This is a genomic window from Sphingobacterium litopenaei, assembly GCF_014692495.1.
GTDB classification, from domain to species: Bacteria; Bacteroidota; Bacteroidia; order Sphingobacteriales; family Sphingobacteriaceae; genus Sphingobacterium; species Sphingobacterium litopenaei.
In genome coordinates, this window is record NZ_JACOIJ010000019.1 from 15991 (window position 1) to 41197 (window position 25207).

Annotated in this window: 18 protein-coding genes, 2 tRNA genes and 1 riboswitch; of the genes, 16 read left to right on the forward strand and 4 right to left on the reverse strand. The window is 35.3% G+C overall.

Annotated elements, in window-relative coordinates; genetic code table 11:
- Positions 1-66: 66 nt before the first annotated feature.
- From H8B04_RS10655 to H8B04_RS10685, 7 genes are read left to right on the forward strand one after another with little or no spacing between them, the layout of a single operon-like run.
- Positions 67-3177, forward strand: coding sequence for a SusC/RagA family TonB-linked outer membrane protein (locus tag H8B04_RS10655; RefSeq protein WP_223815375.1), 3111 nt, complete (start codon positions 67-69; stop codon positions 3175-3177).
- A gap of 11 nt (positions 3178-3188) precedes the next feature.
- On the forward strand, positions 3189-4823 hold the full coding sequence (locus tag H8B04_RS10660) for a RagB/SusD family nutrient uptake outer membrane protein (RefSeq protein WP_190302321.1): 1635 nt from the start codon (positions 3189-3191) through the stop codon (positions 4821-4823).
- 14 nt (positions 4824-4837) lie between these two features.
- Positions 4838-5980, forward strand: a complete 1143-nt coding sequence (locus H8B04_RS10665) for a SusE domain-containing protein (protein WP_190302322.1) — start codon at positions 4838-4840, stop codon at positions 5978-5980.
- 11 nt (positions 5981-5991) lie between these two features.
- Complete coding sequence (locus tag H8B04_RS10670) at positions 5992-7113, forward strand: glycoside hydrolase family 76 protein (protein ID WP_190302323.1); 1122 nt, start codon at positions 5992-5994, stop codon at positions 7111-7113.
- A 21-nt stretch (positions 7114-7134) separates the two neighbouring features.
- A complete protein-coding gene (locus H8B04_RS10675; protein WP_190302324.1) occupies positions 7135-8319 on the forward strand; it encodes a glycoside hydrolase family 76 protein in 1185 nt (394 codons plus the stop codon).
- A 9-nt stretch (positions 8320-8328) separates the two neighbouring features.
- Positions 8329-9327, forward strand: coding sequence for a LacI family DNA-binding transcriptional regulator (locus H8B04_RS10680; RefSeq protein WP_165292441.1), 999 nt, complete (start codon positions 8329-8331; stop codon positions 9325-9327).
- 11 nt (positions 9328-9338) lie between these two features.
- Positions 9339-10616 (forward strand): sugar porter family MFS transporter, encoded by a 1278-nt coding sequence (locus H8B04_RS10685; RefSeq protein ID WP_190302325.1) that lies wholly within the window; start codon positions 9339-9341, stop codon positions 10614-10616.
- A gap of 38 nt (positions 10617-10654) precedes the next feature.
- Here the strand turns inward: H8B04_RS10685 and H8B04_RS10690 are convergent, their stop codons facing one another.
- On the reverse strand, positions 10655-11320 hold the full coding sequence (locus H8B04_RS10690; RefSeq protein WP_165292443.1) for a DUF937 domain-containing protein: 666 nt from the start codon (positions 11318-11320) through the stop codon (positions 10655-10657).
- A gap of 61 nt (positions 11321-11381) precedes the next feature.
- On the opposite strand from H8B04_RS10690, the gene H8B04_RS10695 reads away from it, so the two are divergent.
- On the forward strand, positions 11382-12500 hold the full coding sequence (locus tag H8B04_RS10695; protein WP_190302326.1) for a DUF2891 domain-containing protein: 1119 nt from the start codon (positions 11382-11384) through the stop codon (positions 12498-12500).
- A gap of 302 nt (positions 12501-12802) precedes the next feature.
- Here the strand turns inward: H8B04_RS10695 and H8B04_RS10700 are convergent, their stop codons facing one another.
- The gene (locus H8B04_RS10700; protein ID WP_165292084.1) at positions 12803-13072 is read right to left on the reverse strand and encodes a 5-oxoprolinase; all 270 of its coding nucleotides are present in this window, start codon (positions 13070-13072) and stop codon (positions 12803-12805) included.
- A 69-nt stretch (positions 13073-13141) separates the two neighbouring features.
- A riboswitch (SAM-I-IV-variant riboswitch) is annotated at positions 13142-13236 on the reverse strand.
- 149 nt (positions 13237-13385) lie between these two features.
- Between H8B04_RS10700 and htpG the strand changes: the two genes are divergently transcribed.
- The 4 genes from htpG (at position 13386) to H8B04_RS10720 (ending at position 18580) form a co-directional block, all read left to right on the forward strand.
- Positions 13386-15275 (forward strand): molecular chaperone HtpG, encoded by a 1890-nt coding sequence (gene htpG / locus H8B04_RS10705; RefSeq protein ID WP_190302327.1) that lies wholly within the window; start codon positions 13386-13388, stop codon positions 15273-15275.
- A gap of 115 nt (positions 15276-15390) precedes the next feature.
- Positions 15391-15464: transfer RNA gene (locus tag H8B04_RS10710), tRNA-His, on the forward strand.
- Positions 15465-15697: 233 nt separating this feature from the next.
- Entirely contained in the window at positions 15698-18052 is a 2355-nt protein-coding gene (locus H8B04_RS10715; RefSeq protein ID WP_317170657.1) for an RNA-binding domain-containing protein, read from the forward strand.
- A gap of 454 nt (positions 18053-18506) precedes the next feature.
- A tRNA-His gene (locus H8B04_RS10720) sits at positions 18507-18580 on the forward strand.
- Positions 18581-18923: 343 nt separating this feature from the next.
- On the opposite strand, the gene H8B04_RS10725 is transcribed toward H8B04_RS10720, so the two are convergent.
- Positions 18924-19484 (reverse strand): YqgE/AlgH family protein, encoded by a 561-nt coding sequence (locus H8B04_RS10725; protein WP_190302329.1) that lies wholly within the window; start codon positions 19482-19484, stop codon positions 18924-18926.
- A 139-nt stretch (positions 19485-19623) separates the two neighbouring features.
- Between H8B04_RS10725 and pdxH the strand changes: the two genes are divergently transcribed.
- From pdxH to H8B04_RS10745, 4 genes are all read left to right on the forward strand, one after another.
- Complete coding sequence (gene pdxH / locus H8B04_RS10730) at positions 19624-20277, forward strand: pyridoxamine 5'-phosphate oxidase (protein WP_165292091.1); 654 nt, start codon at positions 19624-19626, stop codon at positions 20275-20277.
- Positions 20274-20771: an NADH-quinone oxidoreductase subunit C gene (locus H8B04_RS10735; RefSeq protein ID WP_190302330.1), complete on the forward strand. Its 498-nt coding sequence runs from the start codon at positions 20274-20276 to the stop codon at positions 20769-20771. Before pdxH ends, H8B04_RS10735 begins: the two co-directional genes overlap by 4 nt.
- A 1-nt stretch (position 20772) precedes the next feature.
- On the forward strand, positions 20773-21966 hold the full coding sequence (locus H8B04_RS10740; protein ID WP_317170656.1) for an NADH-quinone oxidoreductase subunit D: 1194 nt from the start codon (positions 20773-20775) through the stop codon (positions 21964-21966).
- A 193-nt stretch (positions 21967-22159) separates the two neighbouring features.
- A complete protein-coding gene (locus tag H8B04_RS10745; protein WP_190302331.1) occupies positions 22160-23485 on the forward strand; it encodes a PDZ domain-containing protein in 1326 nt (441 codons plus the stop codon).
- Between the two features lie 46 nt (positions 23486-23531).
- Here the strand turns inward: H8B04_RS10745 and H8B04_RS10750 are convergent, their stop codons facing one another.
- Complete coding sequence (locus H8B04_RS10750; RefSeq protein ID WP_190302332.1) at positions 23532-25094, reverse strand: carboxylesterase/lipase family protein; 1563 nt, start codon at positions 25092-25094, stop codon at positions 23532-23534.
- Between the last annotated feature and the right edge of the window lie 113 nt (positions 25095-25207).

The following is a 25207-nucleotide window of genomic DNA, read 5'->3' on the forward strand; positions in this document are numbered from 1 at the left end:
AACCGCTTTAGTTCCTTTGCTAACTCGGTTTAATAGATAACCATATAACATTATAAACTCTATACTATGATACCAAAGTCATTTTTATTTATTTGTGCTTTGCCGTTACTCTTAGGTGAGATTCCAATTGTTAAGGCCGATTATTTTGGTTCACATACAATAAAATGGAAACAACAACCTGTTAGAGGTAAAGTGACAAATGAGCAAGGTCAACCCATATCAGGAGCCTCGGTCTCTGTGCAAGGTCAAAGCATGGTTACTTCTACTGATGCGGATGGGAATTTTACTATTAATGCATTAATCGGTCAAAAACTACTCATAAGGCATATAGGTTTTCAAGACCAGATAGTAGATGTAAGAGGAGCCAATCTTAAAGTGCAGTTATCTCCTGAAAATACTGAATTAGAAGAAGTAATTGTAGTAGGATATGGAACTACTAATAGACGTTCGGTCGTGGGAGCTGTAGATCAGATTAGCTCTAAAGCCATTGAGAATCGACCTGTCGCAAATGCAACTCAGGCATTGCAGGGGGCATCACCAAGTTTGAATATTCAACAGCGCAGTATGAATCCGAATGATAATACGATGAATATTAACATTCGTGGTATTTCGACGATGAATAGTAATGGGCCTTTGCTTGTAATTGATGGCCTAGTGTCTGAAATGGGGGCTTTAAATAAATTGAATCCTAGTGATATTGAGAGTGTATCTGTTTTAAAGGATGCTGGTACAGCAGCAATTTATGGATCACGGTCTGCCAATGGTGTGATTTTGGTTACCACTAAAGGAGGTAAGCGTAACCAAAGACCAAGTGCCAGTATTTCATCTTTGGTAGGTATTCAAGATGCACAGATACTTTATGCTCCGGTGAAAGGGTATCAAAATGCAACTTTGAAAAATATGGCATTAACCAATGTAAATCAAAGTCCAGAATTCACGCCAGATCAAATTATGGATTTGTACAACAATCAAGGGAAAGAAGTTTGGAATTATAATGAAATTATTCAATCTGCGTTACAACAAAATCACAATATCACAATAAATGGAGGAGGAGAAAATTCAACCTATTTATTCTCTGCAGGTCATCTCGATCAGAGAAGTAATTTTGTGGGTAACAAAGACTATGGGATAAAACGCTATAATCTTCGTTCAAATTTGAGTGTTGAATATGGTATCTTTAAATTATCATCTATATTATCCTATTCAAGAAATAATGGATTAAATACGACTGCTAGTAATGCCATTATTAACTCTTCTCGTATTCCGCCGTATTACTATTATGCTATGCAAGCTGAAAATGGTCGATATTTAGTTAATAATGCCTTGACAGATCAAAATCCTTTAGCAGAGTTGCGTGATGGTGGGGCTATAAAACATGCTAATGATTATATGAATGCAAATTTGGCGTTGGATGTGAAATTAGCAAAAGGCTTAAAATTGCGTGGGGTATTTGGGGCTGATATCAATGCTGATCATCGATTCATACGAAGAATACAAGTGCCATTGTATACGAGTCCGGATGCAGAAAAACCATTGGTGTATGTGAATTCTACGCGTACGACGGAAGATTTTAATGAAAAACTATCTCTACTCAATTATCAATTGTTATTAGATTATGATCGCACATTTGGGAATCACTCCATAAAAGGATTATTTGGGGCTACAAACGAGTCTTATACCAGGAGACAGAATGAGATAAAATTAAGATTTACAGATCCTATTTTAGGAACACCTACCACAGGAACAGAAATAGATCCTACGAGTCGGACTACTCCAAATGGTACTATGGAAACTAGTATTAACTCATTAATCGGAAGACTCAATTATTCGTATTTAGATCGTTATTTTATCGAAGGCACATTTCGGTATGATGGCTCTTCTAGATTTGCAAAGGAGAATCGTTGGGGATTTTTCCCTTCTATTTCGGCAGGTTGGCGCTTGTCTGAAGAGAATTTTATGGAAGGATATAAAGATAAAGTTGGTGACCTAAAGATTCGTTCATCATATGGAATTTTGGGGAATCAAGATATAGCTCCTTATCAATATTTGACGATATACTCTTCATATAATAATACTTACGGCTTTGATAATGCTGCAGTTGCTGGCGCAGGTTTCACTTATGGCAATAGTGATTTATTGTGGGAAAAAACTAGAAATTTTAACATAGGTGTAGATGCTACATTTTTTCAAAATAAATTGTCAGCTTCCTTCGATTATTTTCATAAGCATACCACAGATATCTTGTTGACACCAGAAATTCCAAGTGTATTTGGTACCACTTTGAGTAAAACCAATATTGGAAAGATGAATAACCAGGGGTGGGAAGTCGTATTAACTTACCGCGGTAATACGGGAAATTTGAGACACAATATTTCAGCGAATATGGGTGATTCATTTAACGAGGTAGTCTATTTCCAAGGCAAAGAACAATACGCTTCAGCAGATCGTATCACCAAATTAATAAGAGAAGGTGTGCCGTTGAACTCGTATTATGGATATAAAGTTAAAAATTATTTCCAAAACATCCAGGAGATTGAGACAGCAGCTTTACCTGTAGGAATTAGTCCTACCGATTTGCAACCTGGTGACGTACGTTATGAAGATAGAAATAATGACGGTATTATTGATTCAAAAGATCGTTATATTCTGGGGAATGGATTCCCTCGTTATACATTTGGTTTGACATATGATTTAAGTTACAAGAATTTTGATTTCAGTATGTTTTGGCAAGGTGTAGGGAAGAGGGATATGATGGTGAGGGGAGAATTGGTAGAACCATTTCACGAGAATTATTCCTACACAATCTATCAACATCAGCTAGATTTCTGGACTCCTACAAATATTGATGCAGTATGGCCAAGACTTACAGCGGCAGGAGCTACCTCAACGCGCAATAATTATCAAATGGAGTCGGATATATATATGTTTAATGGTAAATACGCCCGTCTTAAGAATATCCAAATTGGCTATTCTTTACCACAATCTTTGGTGAGTAAATTACGGATGGATAGAGCTAGATTATTCGTCAATGCTCAAAATCTATTGACATTAAGTTTGAATTCTTGGATAGATCCCGAATCATCAGAATTTGATTCGAATATGGGCGGAGCAGCAAACTCAGCGCGTAATTATCCGACGTTAAAGTATTATGGTTTTGGTTTGGATATTAAGTTTTAATGCATACTAAGATGAAAAAGAAATTTAGAATATCGGGATTGGTTTTGTGTATTGTACTTTTCATAAGTTCATGCAATACACTTGATCCTATTCCAACAGATAATTATACGGATGCTACATTTTGGCAAACGACAGAAAATGCTGAATTAGTGGTAAATATGGCGTATAATCAAATGTATTCTGCTGATAAAATGTGGAATGATGAAGCTTTGAGTGATAATATTTTTGAAGGACGTACCAATACGGATGCTAGAGCAATTCGTAATGGTATAGCTGATCCAACTTTAGGAAGATTTGCAAGTGAATGGAGTCAAGCATATGGCGGACTCAAAACATGTCATATTTTTATGGAGAATGTCGACAGAGTACCAAATGTAAGTGAAGCATGGAAGGAAAGGCGTATCGCTGAAATTCGTTTTATACGCGCTTACATTTATTTTCGATTGGTAAACTTTTATGGAGATGTTCCATTCTTTACAAAGGATATAACATTGGATGAATCAGCAACATTACCACGTACATCGAAGGCTACAGTCTTAGCGTTTATACATAATGAACTGGATGAAATTGCGGACGTATTACCAAGTAAAAATGAGTTGCCAAGTACCGATAATGGAAGAATAACAAAGGGTGCAGCTGTTGCATTACAAGCAAGAGCTTACCTATATGAAGGAAATTGGGTAAAAGTAGTCGATTATACAGATCGCCTCATCAATCAGCAGGGAACTTACGGTAATTATGGCTTATTTTCGAGTTATAAAGGCTTATTTGAAGCAGCGAATGAATACAATGAAGAAGTAATTCTGGACTATAGCTATGTGCCATCATTAAAGATGTGGGGTAAATTATATGATGCAGCACCTTTGTCCGCAGGAGCTCGTCTGAATGCCTATGCGCCTTTGCAAAGTCTAGTAGATAGTTATTGGACTAATACAGGTCAATCTATAAGTCAGAATCCAAATTATTCAGAAGATAATCCATATGTAAATAGAGATCCTAGATTAGATGCTACAGTAGTTTATCATGGATCACAATGGACGGATTTTGATGGTCAGACACGTACTATTTATACTAAGCCTGGCACAGGATCTAATAGTCAAGAGCGTATGGATGTGTATTCTGGGCCAAGTGCCAACGCATCTCCAACGGGATATTACATCAAAAAATATTACGATCGTACGGCAACTCAAACTTTCGATGCTGGATTGAATATCATTATGATACGTTATGCGGATATACTACTGATGCATGCAGAAGCTAAACACGAATTAGGACAATTTGATGCAACTCTTTGGAATCAAACAATTCGTCCTATTCGCGAAAGAGCTGGGCTGACAGCGTCATCTGCGCTTAATTATCCTTCTACTATAAATGGTACAGAGATGAAAGAACTTATCCGCAACGAACGTCGTATTGAATTGGCTTTGGAAGGATTAAGATATTATGATATTATTCGATGGAAAGCTGGTAAAACCTATTTAGATGGTACTATTTACGGGGCAAAATTTGCTGACGGTAATACATCATACATTCGATTGGATACACGCAGATTTGATGAAAATAGAGATTATTTATGGTCTTTACCACAATCACAAATGGATTTAAATAAAAATTTATTGCCTAACAATCCTGGGCATGCTAACTAATTAAAAACAAAATCATGAAAAGAATATTTGCTTTAATTTTATTTGTAGCTACGGTAGCACAATTCGTGGCATGCAAAACAGACAATATGGAGTACACAGATGTGGATGTCACTAAAGTCAACAATATATTTGAACCTTTAAATAACAAGTCGGTAAAGTTAGTAAGCTCTAATTCTGCTACCCTATTTTTTGAGTGGGAGGCTGCGTTAGCAGTTGATGGTGGCTCTCCCCAGTATGAAATTGCTTTTGATAAAGTGGATGGTGATTTTTCAAACCCTCTTTATAAAGTGGTGTCGAATAACAATGGATTTGCTACGAACGCTTATGTAACACATAAAGTCTTAAATTCAGTAGCTGCTTTAGCTGGCATAAGCCCAGGAGAATCAGGTGAAGTGAAATGGACAGTCATAGCTTCTCGTGGAATCAAAAGAGTACAGTCAGATGTGACACGTATTTTAAGTATTACAAGTTTAGAAGGATTTGCTGACATTCCTTTAGAATTGTATGTGACGGGAGAGGGAAGTGAAGGAGGTACGGATTTATCAAAATCACCTGTTTTTAAACAAATTGAACCTGGGGTTTTTGAAATATATTCTAAGCTTGAAAGTGGCAAAAGTTATAGTTTCGTAGACCGTAAGGATCCTAATGCAAGACATTTCTATACAGAGGACAATGCAAAATTGAAAGAATCTTTGGATGGCAGCCAAATGACTTCTCCTAAAACCGCAGTTTACCGTATTGTTATTGATTTTAATGTTGCAACTATTTCATATACTGAAATCGAATCAATAGGATTATGGTTTTCTCCTGAGAACAAAGTCTTATTCGATTTACCATACCAAGGAAATGGCGTCTGGTCAGGAACTGGTGTTGTAAGATTTAAACAAGAGAGTTGGGGTAGGGATGAGCGTTACAAATTTCAAATGGAAACCATTGTAAATAACAATACAGTATTAGAACATTTAGGTACTCAAAATAATACAGATAGCCGACCTACTCCGTCTTCAGACCCTTCTTACTATTTTATAAGAGTTGTACCACCTTCTCAATGGGATAACAAATGGAAATTCATGGAACAAGTGGATGGTAATTCAACAACTATTAAAGTGATTTTACAAGGAGATAAAAATTATACACACGAGGTTAAAGTCAATTAAAAGAACGTGCTATGAAAAAAATATTAATATTATCAATTATATCATGTGCGCTCTGGATGAATAGTTGTGGAAAGATAGAAGACGAATATCAATTTGATAATGAGATTACTACTCCATATGCAGAGATGGCAGATAAAGCAACGAATACGTTGATATCCGGTTTCTGGAACGATGAAGGCTATTTTAATTATGGAAACGACGGGTCAAACCGTGGTTTCCAATATTGGCCAAATGCGCATGCCATGGATGTCGTGATTGATGCATTCGAACGTACAAATGACACTAAATATTCAGTGTATTTTGATAAATGGTTTGATGGTGTAAAGGCAAAAAACGGCGGATCGTACTATAATATTTATTACGATGATATGCAATGGAATGCATTGACTATGCTAAGATTGTATGAAATCACTAAAGAACAAAAATACTTGGATGCTGTGTTGTTGTTGTGGAATGATATCATTAAAGGGTGGAATACTGAGTTTGCAGGTGGTGGATTGGCTTGGAAAAAAGATATGCTCTATTCAAAAAATGCTTGTTCAAATGGACCTGCAAGTGTTTTAGCAGCACGCTTATACAAATTAACAAAGGATGAAACTTATTTAGATTGGGCCATTAGCATTTATGAATGGCAAAAGGATTATTTATTTGATCGTTCAACAGGCGCCGTTTATGATAATATAAATGGTCAGACTGATGTCTTGAATAAGGTAGCTCTTACCTACAATCAAGGTACATTCTTAGGGACTGCTGTAGAGCTTTACACGATTACGAAAGACCCATTGTATCTTAATGATGGACAAAAAATAGCAAATTATACAATTACCAAATGCATTGATCCAGCAAATAACATATTAAGAAATGAGGGCTCTGGAGATGGAGGCTTATTTAAAGGTATTTTCATTCGCTATTTCGTTAAATATTTAAAACTTGAAGGTATTCAAGATGGCTATAGAACCAAGTTTGAAAATTTCCTTAAGCATAATGTAAAAACAGCGTGGCAATTAGGAAATCTAGAAGGTGTATACTTATTTGGGCCTTCATGGGCACAATCGCCTGTAGGTACGACCGAATTGACAAGTCAAAGTAGTGCAGCTATGTTATTTGAAGGCATTACATTATTAAATAAATAATTATTTTTATTTCGATTACCAATGAAAGCAACATTTAAAGTTATGATTCCCATGCTTATAGCGTTCTGTTCTTGTACAGCTATAGCGCAAGACCAATATTATAAGAAAGCCGAACAAACTCTACAAATAATAGATAAATTGTATGCAGTCAATGATGGTAAATTTCTATACAGAGAAAATTATCCTTATGATGAAAAATATAGTGCAAGTTATTTAGGTGGTGGTGTTAATGAAAATAAAACAAACCCATACTCTTATTTGTGGCCTTTTTCAGGTAGTTTGTCAGCATATACTGTATTACTAGAAAAGGAAAATGATTCGGCAGTAAAAAAACAAATAGATCAAAGGATATTACCAGGTCTGGAACAGTATTTTGACACACGCGATCCATATGCATATGCTTCGTATGTGAAATTTGCACCACAATCAGACCGTTTTTATGATGATAATATCTGGTTGGGAATTGATTTTTTGGATTTATATCTTCATACCGATCAGCAGAGTTATCTAAAAAAAGCGGAGGAAATTTGGCGATTTGTCGAAAGTGGCTGGGATGATAAGTTAGGTGGCGGTATCTATTGGATGGAACAGAAAAAAGAATCTAAGAATACATGCTCTAATGCACCTGCTGTGGTTTATCTGATGAAACTATATGAGGCTACCAAATCCAATCAATACTTGGATAAAGCGAAGCAACTTTATCAATGGACAAAATCAAATTTGCAAGACCCAGAAGATAAAACGTATTGGGATAATATCAAACTAGATGGTAAAATTGATAAAGCTAAATATCCATATAATACGGGACAAATGATCCAAGCAGCAACACTTCTGTATAAGCACACAGCAAATAAAAATTATTTGAAAGATGCGCAAGAAACAGCTGAAGGTGGATATAAATATTTTTTTGATGCTAGTAAAACTATACAATCAGAAGGTAAAAGTTATCCCACTCTAAAGAGAAGTGATAGTTGGTTTATCGCTGTTATGTTGCGTGGTTACGTCGAACTCTACGATGTGGATAAAAATTCAGTTTATTTAGACACATTTCGTGCAAACCTACAATATGCTTGGGTAAATATGAGGGACAAAGATGGACTATTTTCTAAAGATTGGTCTGGAAAGAAACAAGAGTCTGAGAATAAAAAGTGGTTACTCGATCAATTTGCAATAGCCGAAATGTTTGCGCGTATTTCTAAACTTTAAATACACGAAATGTCAATAAGTAAAATAGCTAAAGCTCTAAACGTTTCCAAATCCTCTGTTTCATTAGTTATTAATGGTAAAGCCAAACAGTCGAGGATTAGTGAAGAAATGGAGAAAAAAATCCTTGATTATGTCAAGGAAATAGGATTCAAGCCAAATTCAATTGCCCAAAGTTTGGCAACGGGAAAGACGAATACGATTGGTTTGATTGTTGAGAATATTGGCGATAGTTTTTTTGGGCCAATAGCTTTGAAAATTGAGTCTAGTCTTCGTGAAAAAGGTTATCACGTGCTTTATAGTAGTACGAATGGAGTGGATAAATTGGGTGAGGGCATTATAAATAGTATGATGGAGCGAAGAATTGCGGCACTCATTATCGCACCAACAATGGACATGAATAAGGCTATTAAAAAACTCATTCATTCTCAAATTCCTTTAGTGATATTTGATAGACGTGCACAAGAGATTTCGACCGCTTACGTTGGTACAAATAATTATGAGGCAAGTGCTGTTGCAGTCAAACATTTATTTGCACAAGGCTACAAAAATATAGGGATGATTACTAGTGATTCCTCACAATCCCAAATGCTAGAAAGAAAACAGGCTTATATCAATGAAGTAAATCAGCAAAATCTAAAGCCATTACTGCTAGAAATTCCTTATCGTTTAAATGTGCCTGAAAGAGAGGAACTGATTGGTCAATTCATAAATGAAAATGATCTTGACGCGATTTATTTTAGTACCAACTATTTATGTATATCTGGCTATAAAGTTTTAAGTAGATATGACATAGTTCATCAGTTTGGAATAGTTTCCTTTGATGATCATGAAGTTTTTGAGCTAGTCAAGCCAACTGTTACTTGTGTAAGACAACCCATTATAGAAATTGCAGAGCGTATTGTTGAAAGCGTTCTGAAACAAATTAATGGGGAATCAGATTGGCTACGTGATGATATTATACCATCAGTTTTGGTGGTGCGTAATAGTACACAGGGGCCTAACAAATAAAATATAAACTTATGAAAAATGTATGGAAATATGCCCTAATTGCGTCGCTGGGAGGATTCCTTTTTGGTTTTGAAACCGCTGTAATATCAGGTGCAGAACAAATTATCCAAAAACTCTGGCAATTAGATTCCTTCTGGCATGGGCTTACAGTATCCATCTCGTTGATAGGAACCATTATCGGAGCAGTAAGTGCTGGTAAATTTATGAACCAATATGGTCGTAAAAAGGTGCTTCTATTTATCGCTATATTATACTTATTATCCGCTGTAGGCTGTGCTTTAGCAAATTTCTGGTCTATGTTTTTATTCTTCCGCTTCCTTGGAGGTGTATCTGTAGGGATAAGTTCTGTCGTTGGACCAGTGTTTATCTCCGAAATATCGCCAGCAAAAGACAGAGGGAAATTAACGGGACTATTTCAGATAATGATTGTAAGTGGGATTTTTATCGCGTATTTGACCAATTTCCTATTTGCTGGTACTGGGGAAAATGCGTGGCGTTATATGTTAGGTATTATGGCAATTCCTTCTATTGTATTTTATATTCTACTGCGCAATATTCCCGAAAGTCCGCGTTGGTTATTATTGCATAACCGAAATGAAGAAGCACTGGCAGTATTTACAATTTTGGGAATAGAAAGCCACCTGACGGTGGATACCCCGAAGGCTACGACGTCTTTGTTTCAGTCTAAATATTTCAAGCCTATTACCTTTGCAGTGCTGTTAGCCTTTTTTAATCAGTTGACAGGTATTAATGCTATTTTATATTATGCGCCTCGAATATTTGATATGGCAGGTTTTGATGCAGATTTAAGTTATTTGCAACCTATTTTTATTGGCGGTACTAATGTATTATTCACTCTCGTGGGGATGAGTATTATTGATAAAGTAGGGCGGAAGAAGCTATTATTATCAGGCGCTGTTGGTATGTTTATATTTTTGATGCTTACGGCTTTTGGTCTGAAAGGTGAATCTTCTAGTTACCTGCTTTTTTACATCATCGGATTTATCGCTTCATTTGCTCTTTCTCAAGGTGCTGTAATTTGGGTGTTTTTAGCGGAAATTTTTCCGAATGAAGTTCGCGCACAAGGTTCTTCTTTAGGAAGTACAACGCATTGGGTATTTGCAGCATTGATTTCTTGGATATTTCCAGTTATCGTAGAGGGTAATCAACAAGGAGGATTTTATATATTCTTGTTGTATGCAGTAATGGTTGTTTTGTCTTTTGTTTTTATTTTATTCTTGCCAGAAACAAAGGGAAAATCGCTGGAAGATATCGGTCATACTCACTAATTAAGCAAAAAAGCGATGTCATTGACATCGCTTTTTTTTTATCGGCCAAACATCCCCGCCAAAGAATCTAAGATAAAGCCCTTCTTGCTATTATCATTTCCTTTATTGAAAAATTCACCTGCTAGATCTGCTAATCCACCTAAATCTCCTTGGGACGAGGATTGGTAACTTCCGCCTCCACCTAAGACAGACCCAAGAATAGAACCTAAAATTCCGCCTTCAGCGGATGAATTTGATTGTCCTCCGCCTAATACGCTTCCTAATATATCTCCTATTCCACCAGAAGAAGATTCTTGTTGTTTTTGTTTCCCTAAGTAGCCCATTACAATTGGAGCAAGAATGGCCAAAGCACCTCCGATTTTATCCGCAGAAAGACCTGTCTTAGCTGCTAGGTTATCTTTCACCACCTCAGTATTGCTACCAAACATGTGATTGACTATTTTATTGTCATCTTCAGAAGGGCCATTCCCAAATAAATTTCCAATTTGATCGAAAATTCCACCATTATGTTTTTCCAGGGCTTTGTTGATGCCTTCTTCTTTCTCTTTGCTCTTTTTGGAATTGTAATTTAATGCGGCAATCATTAAAGGGACTGCAGCGGCCACTACCCATTTAGCTTTACTTTCGTCAATATTTAGGGTTTTTGCAACAAGGGAAATAGCTTTCGAGCCTATTCCTCCAGTAATGAGATCAGTGATATTCATCTTTCTATTTTATAAAATTGTTTATACTTTTAAAGTAATTATTAACATATAAATTTAACAAATGAAGGCACAAGTTGTTTCCTTAGCTGCTCTTACTTGGGTATTATCTTTTTCGAGTTGTAGTGAAAAATCTGCAAATTCTAATTCTTCACTTCATACTTCGGATACCCTAAAAAAAATAGTGTTAAGTGAGGCTCAGGCAAAAGGGATTTTTGATTTGCCTGTTCATTGCCTAGAAGTAGAATACCCAAATAAATTGGGGCAGGTTTTGGGTTCGGATAACGATCTAAAATCTCCTAAACTACTTCGACCCATATTTTACGGTTGTTTTGACTGGCATTCTTCGGTTCATGGATACTGGTCTATTGTAGAATTGATGCAAAAATATCCATCCTTGGATGTTGACGGAAAAATAAGAGCCATTCTCAATAAACACATTACGGCAGAGAATGTGGCAATAGAATTGGCTTTTTTCAATGACGCAAATAACAAAAGTTTTGAGCGCACTTATGGTTGGGCTTGGCTATTTAAATTACAGGAAAGTTTGTCTAAATGGCAGGATGCGGATGCGCAGCGATGGAAAACATCTCTTCAGCCTTTAGTGGATCTGCTAGTGCAACGCTATGAGGAATATTTACCCAAGTTAGTTTATCCTATCCGTGCTGGTCAGCATGATAATTCGGCTTTTGGACTGTCACTTTCCTTGGATTACGCAAGGTCGGTAGGATATAAGGATTTTGAAAAAGCTATTATCGAACACGGAAAGCGATTGTTTGAAAAAGATATCAATTGTGATCTGGGATATGAGCCGAGTGGTTATGATTTCTTATCGCCATGTCTAGAAGAAGCTTATTTGATGTCAAAACTTTTAGGTCAAAATGAATACAAAACTTGGCTGGGGAAATTTATGCCCAAATTATTTAAGGCGGATTTCAAATTAGAACCAGCTATTGTTAAGGATAGATCAGATGGTAAGTTGGTGCATTTGGATGGTTTGAACTACAGTCGTGCAGCCTGTTTGTATGGTATTAGTAATACTTTAGCAGAACTTCATCATCTTCGTGTAATTGCGAATAACCATATAGAATTTTCTTTGCCAAATCTTTCGGCTCAGGATGATTATATGGGATCGCATTGGCTCGGAACTTTTGCGTTGTATGCTTTATCGCATGGGAATTAAAAAGTTAAATAAGTATTGAATAATGAGTATTGAGTAGCTGGATGTCAGGATTAAGAAATATCCAAACTCTAGCAGCGTCATTAAGTTTTGCTGAACTCCCTATGGTTGCAACGAGTATATATCTGTAAACAATTAAAAATTACAATCTATCATTAATGTTTTAGATTTCTCCTATTGTCGCAATGACTTAATTCTCAATTAACAATTAACAATTAACAATTCTCAATTAAAAAAAGAGACGCATTGCGTCTCTTTTTGCATAATCTTCTGGCAAAAGATTTAAAATTATTGTTGTAGAAATTTTAATAAGCTAGGGGAACAAGAGTATTATCTTCCAATCGAACAGGGACGGATTTCACGGTTGTGAATCCATCGTCTTTCGAAATTATCTGCGACAAGTCGATTCCTTTTCGCGAGAAAGCCGTAATAATTGCTGTTCTAAATGTTGCTTTTGCTGATCCCCAACCTTTTCCTTTTACAGTTTCATTGTTGAGTTGGATAAGTTCTTCAATCGAATAATTGCTGAATTTTTCGATTAAGTGTTGATACAAGTGTACAGTTGTGTTTGACATACAATTTAAAATTTAAAAGGTTAAACCATAAATTGTATCCAGAAACTTTTTAGGGAAAATAAGCGTTGTTTAGGACGTTTATTTTGGCACGAAACCCGTATTATCTTACCACCGCGGTGACTTCACTCGGTTGGTATTGCGTACTGCAATTCTGAATACTCTACAATTATAGTAGACTTTATTTTAAACTTCAAAATAAAATTAAAATATTTTCATTTTGACACTTACTCTGTCAAAATGTCTTAAAGAATTCTTTTGGAACGTACCTTGATAAATCTTATGCGTAAAATTTAAACTGAAAAATTAAAAATATATGAGCACAGAAAAAGGCACTATTTCGATTCATACCGAGAATATATTTCCGGTAATCAAAAAATTCCTTTACTCAGATAATGAGATATTCCTTCGTGAACTTGTTTCCAATGCGGTCGATGCTTCACAGAAAATCAAACGTCTTTCTTCTTTAGGTCAATTCAATGGTGAGGTGGGAGAGTTGGTTGTTGACGTAAAATTCGATGAAGAAGCAAAAACGATTACCATTTCGGATAACGGTATTGGTATGACTGCCGAAGAGATCAAAAAATACATCAACCAAATCGCATTCTCTGGTGCTACAGAATTTATGGAAAAATTCAAAGAGGCTAATGATGCAAATGAAATCATTGGTCGCTTTGGTTTAGGTTTCTACTCGGCATTTATGGTGGCTGATAAAGTAGAGATTGATTCATTATCTTACCAAGATGGAGCAGAGGCTGCACACTGGGTGTGTGATGGTAGTACTTCATACGAAATCTCAGTGGGTACACGTACTACTCGCGGTACGGATGTAATCTTGCATATTAACGAAGATTCTAAAGAGTTCTTAAGCAAATTTAGATTGCAAGAAATCTTAGACAAATACGCTAAATTCTTACCTGTACAAGTTCGTTTCGGAACTAAAACTTCTTCTGAACCAGATGGCGAAGACGAAGAAGGTAAACCAAAATACAAATCCGTAGAAGTTGATAATATCATCAACAATACGAATCCAGCTTGGACAAAAGCACCTTCTGAATTAAAAGACGAAGATTATTTGGCATTCTACCGTGAATTGTATCCAAATACATTTGACGAGCCGTTATTCTGGATTCACTTGAATGTAGATTATCCGTTCAATTTGACAGGTATTCTATATTTTCCTAAAATCAAAAATGAATTAGAAATCCAACGCAATAAAATCAAATTGTATTCGCGTCAAGTCTTTATCACGGACGAAGTGAAGGACATTGTGCCTGAATATTTGATGTTGTTGCACGGTGTGATTGACTCACCAGATATTCCGTTGAACGTATCACGTTCATTCTTGCAAGCGGATGGCAATGTAAAGAAAATTAGCAATTACATTACGAAGAAAGTAGCTGACAAATTGCAAGAAATCTTCAAATCAGATCGTAAAGGTTTTGAAGAAAAATGGAATGATATCGGATTATTCATTAAGTACGGTATGCTGAGCGAAGAGAAATTTGCGGAGAAAGCGAATGAATTCTGCTTGGTAAAAAATACTGAAGGGGAAAACTACACGATAAAAGAATACTACGAGAAAGTAAAAGATATCAACGCGGACAAAGACGGTAATATTGTTTACTTATATACGTCGGATGCTGCACAACAAGATGGTTTTATCGCTAATGCAAAAGCAAAAGGCTATGATGTATTAGTATTGGATGGTCCATTGGATACACACTTTGCTTCGTACTTAGAGCAAAAAGGTGGCGAGAAAGTACAATTGAAACGTGTGGATTCGGATGTAATCGATAAGTTGATCCAAAAAGATGAAAAAATCGAGTTGACTTTATCCGAAGAAGAAAGCAAAAAAGCTTCTGAATTGTTTACAAAAGCAATCAACCGTACAGATATGAATGTGCAGGTGGAAGCTTTAGCTGCGGACGAATTGCCGGTATCAGTAACTTTGGATGAGTTTATGCGTCGTATGAAAGATATGGCAAAAACAGGTGGTGGTATGGGCTTCTACGGAAACTTACCAGACAACTACAAAGTGACAGTAAACGGTAACCACCCTTTAGTAAAACGTATCGTTGAAAGTTCGGAAGAAGAAGCTGAGAAATTAGCAAAACAAGCGTTTGACTTGGCTTTATTGTCTCGTGGATTGTTGACAGGAGCGGATTTAACATCCTTTGTGAAGCGTAGTGTAGAGATGATTTAATGCAAATCAAAAAATAATTCCTTAATCCTCATTGTGTTATTACATAATGAGGATTTTTTGTGTATAAATATTTGCAAAGAATAGTGTTTTCTACTACTTTTGTAGCACAAACACGGTAGGTATAGCTCAGTTGGTTAGAGCACTAGATTGTGGTTCTAGGGGTCGTCGGTTCGAGCCCGATTACTTACCCGCTTCTAAAGGCTTCTCAGAAATGAGAGGCTTTTTTTGTTTACCTAAATTTTTTCCTTAAAGCATATTGTTAATTAATAAATTAAAATAGTGACTTCTACTATTTTTAATCTATGAAGTTTGATGTATATTAATTGTAAGAAATTAAAAGTCTAAATTAACCTAATATTAAGTCAAAAAAGAATATAGATCTGATATCACAAGATACTATACTAAATATTAAGAATAAGAAAATTAAATCTGAATTTGAGGATTTAGATTTCAAAGAGGTTTTTTCTATAAAAGATTCAAAATCCAAGTTAGAATTGGTGAAAGATATAGTAGCATTTGCAAATACTAAGGGGGGATATTTAATTTTTGGGGTGAGTAATAATTTTGAATGGATTGGATTGGACGATCGCAGTGATAATGATTGCGATAGTGCAGTCATAGCTGATTTATTAGATAGTTATTGTGAAGGAAATATTGATTTTATTTCTAATATCATACATTTAGATGCTAAACCTTTTTTTGTCATTTATGTACATTCTAGTAATGAAATTTTAAGTTTCAAAAAAGATGGACAATATCAAAAGAAGATATGGGGAAAGGATACTAAGTCTTTTCCTGAAAACATTTTTAAAAGGAATGATGTGTATTGTAGACGAAATAGCCGTTCGATTAAGGCGGATGCGGTATTTTTTAGGAAGAAAAATGTAAAATTCAAAATAATCGAGAATGTATTATCTCAGAGGAATCTTTATAATGAGTTTATAGGTAGAGAAGAACATTTGATAGACTTACATATTAAACTAAAGAATCCAAATAATAGGATAATTCAAATTGATGGTATTGGAGGTATTGGAAAAACGAGTTTTGTACACTACTTCTGCGAAAAGATAATAAAAAGTGAATTACAAGATATTGATTTTGAATTTATAATATGGACTAGTTCTAAAAGAGATAAATATACTCCTTTAGGAATAAAAAATATAGAAGAATATAATTCTAATTATAACGATTTAATTAAGGACATCTATTTATTTATACAGGAACAAGGATTAACAGAGGATGAGGAATCGTCAGATTTTGAAGAAACATGTTTAAAATTTTTGAATTCCTATAAGGTTTTATTAATTGTAGATAATTTAGAAACTTTAAACGATTTAGAATTATTAAGGTTATTAGAAAATTTTCCAAACTCAAGTAAAGCAATTCTAACAACAAGAGAGAATTTGGGTAGTTTCTTTATGGCAAGGATAAATCTTACTGGATTTAAAGAGGTGGAAGAATTTCCTAATTTCTTAGATTCACAATACAAATATTTTACCAATAAAAACAATTCATTCCTAGCTTTATATAGGAATAAGGTAAGGGAACTTTATAAATATACAAAGGGAATGCCTTTAGCTGGGCAATTAATCTGTTATCAATTAGCAAATAATATTCCTATAGAATTAATTATAAAAAATTTAAAAAGCGGAGATGCTTACCGTGAGATACTTACATTTTGCTTTGAAGGTTCCATTAGTAAATTGGATGTGAATCAAAAGAAAATACTTTATCTTTTATCGCTAACTAGTGATGAAGATTATTTAAGTGCGGATGACCTTCACTATATATCTGAAATTGATTCCGATGAAATAGGATTTGTGATTCTCCCCGTATTATCTTCTATTTCATTGGCGATGAGTCATGCAACTGAAGATGGAAATATTGGATACAATATTCCGCATTTAGCAAAAGTATATGCAAAAAGATTTATTGAACAAGATGGATATACTAATTTGAAAGAAAAATATGAGCAATTCCTATCTGAAAAGAAACACTTTAATGATGGTGACTTTAATAATACTCAATTATTAAAAAGATCTAAAGCTCGTAATCATAAAGAAACTATAGCAGCAGATAAAGCTTTGCGTACACTTCAATTATCAAATATTGATCCGGATTTTGCTATTGAACAGATTGATGAGTTAATTAAAATGAATTCTGAATTTCCCTTTTTATACCTTATGAAGGGGAAAATTCTAGACAATATAGACCACCCTAAATCCTTTGTTCTAGCTAAGAAAGAATTTTTATTTTCTATTGATTTGGATCCTAATTTTTTAGAGTCTTATATAGAATTAGGATATCTTGAAATGAAAAATAGATTTGGAAAAAATAAATATTCTAAAGATATGCTCAATAATGCTATTCATTTTTTTCAAAAGGCTATTGAGATTGACCCAGAAAATATTAGAGCAAACTCTGGAATTGCTCAGGCTTATACCTTACAATCTAATGATGTAAAATATAATCCCATTGATAAGGAAAAACATAGACTTGCAGATTTAGCAAACGAACATTATAAGTTTGCTTATCATAGAGGGGATATTTTGACAAATTGGCAAAAGCACACCAATGCAATTACATCATATAATCAAAGTAAAAATTATCTCAAAAATCTAAGATATTTTGATAAAGCTATGAAATGTGCTGAATATGGTCTTAGTTTTGAACCAACTAATAAACTGCTTATTAATATTAGAGAAGAAGCTAGTTTTAGATTAAATCCTAAGAAATTCGCTGAGTCTTCATTCCGAGAAAAGGGTTGGGTCAAGTAATTAATAAAACTTTTAAAGAAAACCAGTTTCTTATAACAGGCTTTCTTAAATCAATTTAGTTTGAATTATAATCTTAAATATTATTCTCAATAACTAGGTATTGTTAAAAAACTTCATTGTTCAAACTAATATATCCATCATCCTAAACTATTATGTTATAACACACTTTATACATCATCTTTCCAGTTTTAACTGCTTTATTTGTAATCGCTTTTTTTTTGTGTCCAAGATTCTAAATTACTGGCAAGATGGTTGGGTGCTATTTAATCTTTGAAAAGAGACTTTCTGAGTAATATAAATAAAGACTTTTATTTAGGTAAAAGTCTTTTAGATGCTAAATTAAAGTATTTCATTTCAAGGTTATTATTTGTTTAAGTAATGAATTTTAAGGGAAAAATTTATTCTGCTATTGCAGTAAATCTGTTTTTTACTATCTTTGCATCAACAAAACACGGTAGGTATAGCTCAGTTGGTTAGAGCACTAGATTGTGGTTCTAGGGGTCGTCGGTTCGAGCCCGATTACTTACCCTCCCCAAGAAGCGAAACAGCAATGTTTCGCTTTTTATTTTCTCAAAATTTACTACATATCTTATTTCATCCAAGCTTAGTAGGAGTAGACGCTTGGGGATAGATATCTTGCTAAATAAGGGAGCCAACTATGGTTGTGCTATCTCCAGTGGCATTAAGTTATCCTGCAAGGGGTTTTGATTATGGAAAGGCTTCACTAATCTCTAACTTATATATAATAGGATTTGTTGATTTGCTCTCAACTGATTTTAAAAATATAGGGCTTTTTCGTACTAGTTCTTAGAATCCCATTTTAATAAGTTATAATCCAGAACCCAATTATTAAATACTATCGAATTAGATATTAATTCAAATTTGGGCTCTTAGGAAAATTTGCGACATGAGCATATTTTGGTCCTAAGCTAATTAAAGCTTGTTTCCAAAGATCTTCGCCGTCGGTTATGAAGGTTAATTCAGTGCTGAATTTATTATGTACAGCCCATGAATTTTGATTTATCTCTTCCCCCAACTGTCCTGCTGTCCAACCCGAATACCCTAAAAAGAATTTGATTTCGTCCGTAGATAAATAGCCTTCATTAATCATCATTATGGCTAGATCAAAATCTCCACCCCAATATATATCTTCGTAAATATGGGTGCTATCTGGGATTTTATCTATGGCTCGGTGCAGAAAGAATACCGCATTATTCTGTACAGGACCACCAATATAAAGCGGGAAATCCACCACTTCTACATCCATCACATCAGAAAGTATAAGCTGGGAGCGATGATTTAAAATCATACCTACAGTACCATCTTCATTATGTTCACAAAGTAAAACTACAGAACGCTCGAAGTTTGGATCTAGCATGAAGGGCTCAGATAGTAACAAACTACCTTGTTTTGGCGTATGTGCATTGAACATAGTTAGTTTCCGTATTTGTTATAGCTAAATCTACAAAAAAAATGATAACCAAAAGATAAAATTCCATCTTTTAATCGACTTTGTAGGTAGATTTTTATAACGCTTTTAGTAAGTTTGTGATAAAGTTAACAAAGTATTCATGGCGATAGAACATAAAGATATAGCAGCGATACGTGAAGATTATTCAAAAGGATCTTTGTCGGAAAACGATACCTTACAGAATCCTTTCGAACAGTTTCAATTGTGGTTTAATCAAGCATTGGATTCTCATGTGTTAGAACCAAATGCAATGGTATTAGGGACTATAAATGAAGCTGGTTATCCATCGACACGTGTAGTCTTGCTAAAGGATCTGAAAGCGGATGGATTGAGTTTTTTTACAAATTATACGAGTCAAAAAGGACAAGATATAGCACGACAATCCAAAGTGAGCTTATTGTTTTTCTGGGGTGAGCTACAAAGACAGGTACGTATCGAAGGAGAAGTGAGTTTTTTGCCTGCCGAAGATTCGGATGAATATTTTGCATCGCGACCAAAAGGAAGTCAAATAGGTGCATGGTCTTCTCCACAATCTCAAATTATTGCAAATAGAGAAGTGTTAGAAAGTAATGTGCTGAACAAAGAGCAGGAGTATAAAGATTTGGAAAATATTCCACGACCTGAATTTTGGGGTGGGTATTTGGTAAAACCTGTTCGCTTTGAATTCTGGCAAGGAAGAAGTTCAAGACTGCATGATCGTATAGTTTATCGTAAAGAGCATAATGTTTGGACTAAAAATAGATTAGCGCCATGATAGAAAATTTAGTGAATGACCTCCAGCAAAAGTTTGGAGAGTCTAAGATAAGTTTAGTAGAAGGTGTTAAACAAGATACCATCATTGTTAGTGAAGATATCCTCACTGAGCTTTGTCTTTATTTACGTGATTCGCCATCATACTATTTTGATTTTCTGGCTAATATTTCCGCTGTGGATTATCATCCTGAAAATCGCTTTGCCCTAGTGTATAATTTGGCTTCATTACCTTATCAAACTCAGATGACTATTCGCGTAGAATTGACTGTTGAAAATCGTACTGCAGAAAATCTTCCAGAAATACCTTCAGTAGCTAGCGTATGGCGTACTGCGGATTGGCATGAACGAGAAGCCTTTGATTTGATGGGGATATATTTTACAGGACATCCTGACTTACGACGTATCTTGCTTCCTGATGATTGGGAAGGCTTTCCATTGCGCAAGGATTATGAAGATGCAGAGTCATACCACGGTATCCCAATAAAAGGAGAATAATATGCTGGAAAAATACAATCAAGGTTATCAAAAATATATAGACAAAATAGCCAGCGTAGGTTCTACCGAAATGGTTATTAATATGGGGCCACAACATCCATCTACGCATGGTGTGTTGCGTTTGGAGCTCATTACAGATGGTGAGATTGTTAAAGATGTGATTCCTCATTTAGGTTATTTACATCGTTGCTTTGACAAGCATGCAGAGTCAATGAGTTATGGTAAATCCATTCCATTTACGGACAGATTGGATTATTTGGCTTCTATGAATAATAGCCACAGCTTCGTAATGGGGGTGGAGCGAATGTTAGGAATCGATGATAAATTACCAAAGCGTGTGGAATATATTCGCGTACTGGTATGTGAATTGAATCGTATTGCTTCGCATTTAATTGCTGTCGGGACCTATGGGATTGATATAGGTGCATTCACACCTTTCTTGTGGTGTTTTAGAGATCGTGAGCATATTATGAATATGCTGGAGTGGGCATCGGGATCTCGTATGCTATACAACTATATTTGGGTAGGAGGCTTATTTTACGATTTACCTGTGGGTTTTGAAGAGCGATGCGTCGATTTTGTCAAATACTTTAGACCTAAATTGGACGAATTGGATGAGATTCTGACTAATAACGAAATATTTATTCAACGTACCGCTAATATTGGAGTTCTACCAGCGGACGTAGCTATAAATTATGGCTGTTCTGGTCCTATGTTAAGAGCAAGTGGTATTAAATGGGATTTAAGACGTGTTGATGGCTATTCTGTTTATCCAGAATTGGATTTCGAGATTCCAGTAGGTCAAGGTTTAGCAGGAACTGTAGGCGATTGTTGGGACCGTTATAAAGTCCGGGTAGATGAAATGCGTGAGTCATTAAAAATAATAGAGCAATGTCTAGATCGGTTAATGTCGGACTTTGCGCGTTTGCCTGATTTTGATCCCAGAGCTTTAGTGCCTAAAAAAGTAAACTTAAAGGCACAATCATATTATGTAAGATCAGAAAACCCAAAAGGAGAGTTAGGATTCTATTTCGAAACACAAGACAAATCTGATATTCCAAGACGTGTTAAAGCACGTGGTCCAAGTTTTAATAATTTATCCGTTCTTCCTGAATTAGGCAAAGGAGTATTAATTGCTGATCTAATAGCAATTTTAGGATCCATTGATATTGTATTAGGAGAAGTGGATCGATAAGGAATAAAAACGCAAAAAAACGCATAAAAAATTTGCATAGTAAACTAAATTTTGTACTTTTGTAGTCTCATAATTTAAGTTTATAATTGGTTAATAGGAGAGTCTGCAACAGCCCTGTTGTAGGCTCTTTCTTTTTTTAGATACTCTGCTTTATTTTTTTTATATTCAAATCAGATAACCAATACTTATTTCCATGAGACGTCTACTATTATTCTTTTTCGTAATAGTGAATTTTCAACTCGCCATTGGACAAGTTTGGTTGTTGCCTTCCGAAAAGACGCAATGTGTTATTCCTTTCGAAATTATTAACAATCTCATCGTCGTCTCCGTGAAACTGAATGCGGAACCGCTTACATTTATCTTAGATAATGGTGTTAAAGAGACCTTATTATTTGGTGAGGTGGATTCTCTACGCCTAAAAAATACATCAGCGTTTACTTTTCAAGGTTTTGGAATTGGCAAACCCATCAGTGGTCTGATGTCCAGACATAATAGATTGGAAATAGGTTCTGCTGTAGATACTTCGCATCACTTATATGTAATAACGGATACCGCATTTAATCTTTCTAAAAATATAGGTGTACACATTCATGGCATTTTGGGTAGTGCGTTTTTTCGAACCAATGGAGTGGCAATAGATTATATAAAGAAAAAGATCGTTATAGCGCGCAATGTGGATGATTTGGGCATTAATATCGCAAAATATACCGCTTATCCAATTTCTATTGAAAATGATCGTGCTTATAGTATTGTTGATTTTGTCACACCGAAAAATACGTATACACAACAGAAATTGCTTTTGGATTTAGGAAATTCAGATCCAATGATGCTGTTTGCTCCGGAATTAGAAAATTATACTGTTGCCAAGCCTTATATTCGTGACTATTTGGGTTTTGGTTTTAATGGAGCAGTGTTTGGGCTTAAAAATAGAATTTCAAAATTAATAATAGGAGACTATACTATTCCCTTGCCTATAGTATCCTATCCAGATACAAATAGTTATGATCGAGAAAGAATAGTAAAAGGAAGAGTTGGTTCGATTGGTAATCAAATATTGAGTCGATTTTATGTGATTTTGGATTATACCAACGGGACAGTCTATTTACGAACAAATCGAAATTTCAAGAAGCCTTATACCTTGGATATGAGTGGTCTGGAAATAGTACATTCGGGTTTTGAATTTGTACGACATCGGGTTACAAATTTTGTGGAAAGAGGGAATGAAGGGGGTACTACAATCAATTTTAGCACAGAAGTGAATTACCTTATAGAATTACATGCTAGCTATGTTATTGATCAGGTCCGGCCAAATTCTCCTGCAGAAAATGTGGGTATCAAAGTAGGGGATAAGCTAACTAAAATAAATGGACGTAAGGTAGGAAAAATGAAGTTGCAAGATATTAAAAACAAACTGCAAGCAGGTGAGGATAAGTTGGTCAAGATTGAGATTGAACGGGAAAACAAAAAGATGGTTGTGGAGTTTAGGTTAGAAGATCCTCTGTCCCTAGCTAAAGAATAACTAGCTGCAAGAGACTACGCTCTCACAACTAGTCCTTTATAAATAGTTAATCAAGTGGGCGCATAAAATTCATTAATGCTCGGTCATGGTTGTTGACTATTTTGGGTTCATTATCAAAATACATAGTCACGCCATTCTCTGCAGTATATGGATCCCATTTCGGTAAAACCCCATCTACATTTGGATTACCGTGCTTAGCAAAATTCAACCATGCTGAACTCATCTTATCTGAAAGTTTCCAAGCTTCTGCCGTATTACCTGTCCAGTCTGGTCTCAAGTCCACATTATAGAAAGCTAATGGAATATCAAGTCCGTGAAAAGAACCTTTTGTCGAATCTTCTACACCGCTTTTCCAAGCTAAGAAATAAGCATATACAGGTGTGGTAGTTTCTTTAGAACGTGCATCGGCTGTACGAATGGTAAAAGGTCTAAATACTACATCAACAGAAAGTAAATCCTGTGGCGTAAAGTCGGGATAAGCGGTTTTATATAAATTGATGAATTCCTCTGTTTTTTCGCCATATGTTTTTTCCAAACGCTTTTTAGCCTCTTCCAATGTTAAATTCTTTTCGGCATATGCTACTGGCATCATTTCATTTAAAGTAGAACCAATCATTACAGGAATATCTTTGGAGATATCTGCAAATCCAGGACTGAATGGTTGTTGTAACAAAACATCACCATCCGCCGAAGGCGCAAAGCCAAACATAGTTGGATTGCCAGGTTGGCGAGGACCACCGGAAAGTTGAGCTACAGCGTCATTACCAGCTTTTACAAGACGGAAGTAATCTACTGTGTCTAATTTATCCAATTCATTATTTGCGATGCCTAGTTTTTCTAACACAGCATTTCCTAATGCTTGAGATTTTTCTTTCGTCATGGTATTAATTAAAGTACCACTTTGAATAATAGCTTTGTGGAATAATCCTTTAGCCGAAGGCATACACATTAACGTACCGACTTTGCCGCCGCCACCAGATTCCCCTACAATGGTCACATCATCTGGATTGCCACCAAATTCAGTAATATTATTTTTAACCCATTCTAATGCTTTTACAATATCGAGCATGCCTGCATTGGCAGAATGTGCATATTTATTGTCAGCAGCAGACAAATCTAAAAATCCTAATATATTAAGACGGTGGTTTACAGAAACAAATACGATATCACCTTTTTTAGCCATCGCTTCTCCGTAAGTCATAGGGTCATTGCTGCTTCCCACAAAGAAACCACCCCCATGTAACCATACCATCACGGGTCTTTTTTTCTTGTCTTTAAGACCTTGTGTCCACACATTGACACTAAATAGTTTTTTTTCATCCATCGTAGAATCAGGAATCCATGCTACGATTTGTTTGGCTACAGGTCCAAATTTGTCGCACACTAAAGTGTCGCTCCAAGCATCAGGATCTTGTGGAGATTGAAAACGTTCTGCTTTACCATAAGGAATTCCTTTGAAGGCATAAACAGTGTCTTGATAGCTACCTTTTACTATACCATAAGTCGTTTTTGCTACAGGTTCGTGGGTCTTAGTGGATGAACTGCAGGCTGTTATTAAAGAAACAACGAGTAGCCCAGCCCAAGCTAATAAGCAATTCGATTTTTTCATAGAATTTAGTTTATATGTTTTTCAATTGGTTATTGAGTAATCCAAAAGTATATGGATTATGATTGCAAGAAATAGAAAATAAAGGAAACTTAATAGCTCTTTTTAACAAAATA

What these genes read in the sequence shown, in the direction of transcription:
- H8B04_RS10680 (WP_165292441.1), top strand. Translation starts at nt 8,329, where the DNA reads ATGTCAATAAGTAAAATAGCTAAAGCTCTAAACGTTTCCAAATCCTCT.
- H8B04_RS10675 (WP_190302324.1), top strand. Translation starts at nt 7,135, where the DNA reads ATGAAAGCAACATTTAAAGTTATGATTCCCATGCTTATAGCGTTCTGT.
- H8B04_RS10750 (WP_190302332.1), bottom strand. Translation starts at nt 25,094, where the DNA reads ATGAAAAAATCGAATTGCTTATTAGCTTGGGCTGGGCTACTCGTTGTT.
- H8B04_RS10660 (WP_190302321.1), top strand. Translation starts at nt 3,189, where the DNA reads ATGAAAAAGAAATTTAGAATATCGGGATTGGTTTTGTGTATTGTACTT.
- H8B04_RS10695 (WP_190302326.1), top strand. Translation starts at nt 11,382, where the DNA reads ATGAAGGCACAAGTTGTTTCCTTAGCTGCTCTTACTTGGGTATTATCT.
- H8B04_RS10745 (WP_190302331.1), top strand. Translation starts at nt 22,160, where the DNA reads ATGAGACGTCTACTATTATTCTTTTTCGTAATAGTGAATTTTCAACTC.
- htpG (WP_190302327.1), top strand. Translation starts at nt 13,386, where the DNA reads ATGAGCACAGAAAAAGGCACTATTTCGATTCATACCGAGAATATATTT.
- H8B04_RS10700 (WP_165292084.1), bottom strand. Translation starts at nt 13,072, where the DNA reads ATGTCAAACACAACTGTACACTTGTATCAACACTTAATCGAAAAATTC.
- H8B04_RS10655 (WP_223815375.1), top strand. Translation starts at nt 67, where the DNA reads ATGATACCAAAGTCATTTTTATTTATTTGTGCTTTGCCGTTACTCTTA.
- H8B04_RS10690 (WP_165292443.1), bottom strand. Translation starts at nt 11,320, where the DNA reads ATGAATATCACTGATCTCATTACTGGAGGAATAGGCTCGAAAGCTATT.
- H8B04_RS10740 (WP_317170656.1), top strand. Translation starts at nt 20,773, where the DNA reads ATGCTGGAAAAATACAATCAAGGTTATCAAAAATATATAGACAAAATA.
- H8B04_RS10735 (WP_190302330.1), top strand. Translation starts at nt 20,274, where the DNA reads ATGATAGAAAATTTAGTGAATGACCTCCAGCAAAAGTTTGGAGAGTCT.
- H8B04_RS10665 (WP_190302322.1), top strand. Translation starts at nt 4,838, where the DNA reads ATGAAAAGAATATTTGCTTTAATTTTATTTGTAGCTACGGTAGCACAA.
- H8B04_RS10670 (WP_190302323.1), top strand. Translation starts at nt 5,992, where the DNA reads ATGAAAAAAATATTAATATTATCAATTATATCATGTGCGCTCTGGATG.
- H8B04_RS10725 (WP_190302329.1), bottom strand. Translation starts at nt 19,484, where the DNA reads ATGTTCAATGCACATACGCCAAAACAAGGTAGTTTGTTACTATCTGAG.
- pdxH (WP_165292091.1), top strand. Translation starts at nt 19,624, where the DNA reads ATGGCGATAGAACATAAAGATATAGCAGCGATACGTGAAGATTATTCA.
- H8B04_RS10685 (WP_190302325.1), top strand. Translation starts at nt 9,339, where the DNA reads ATGAAAAATGTATGGAAATATGCCCTAATTGCGTCGCTGGGAGGATTC.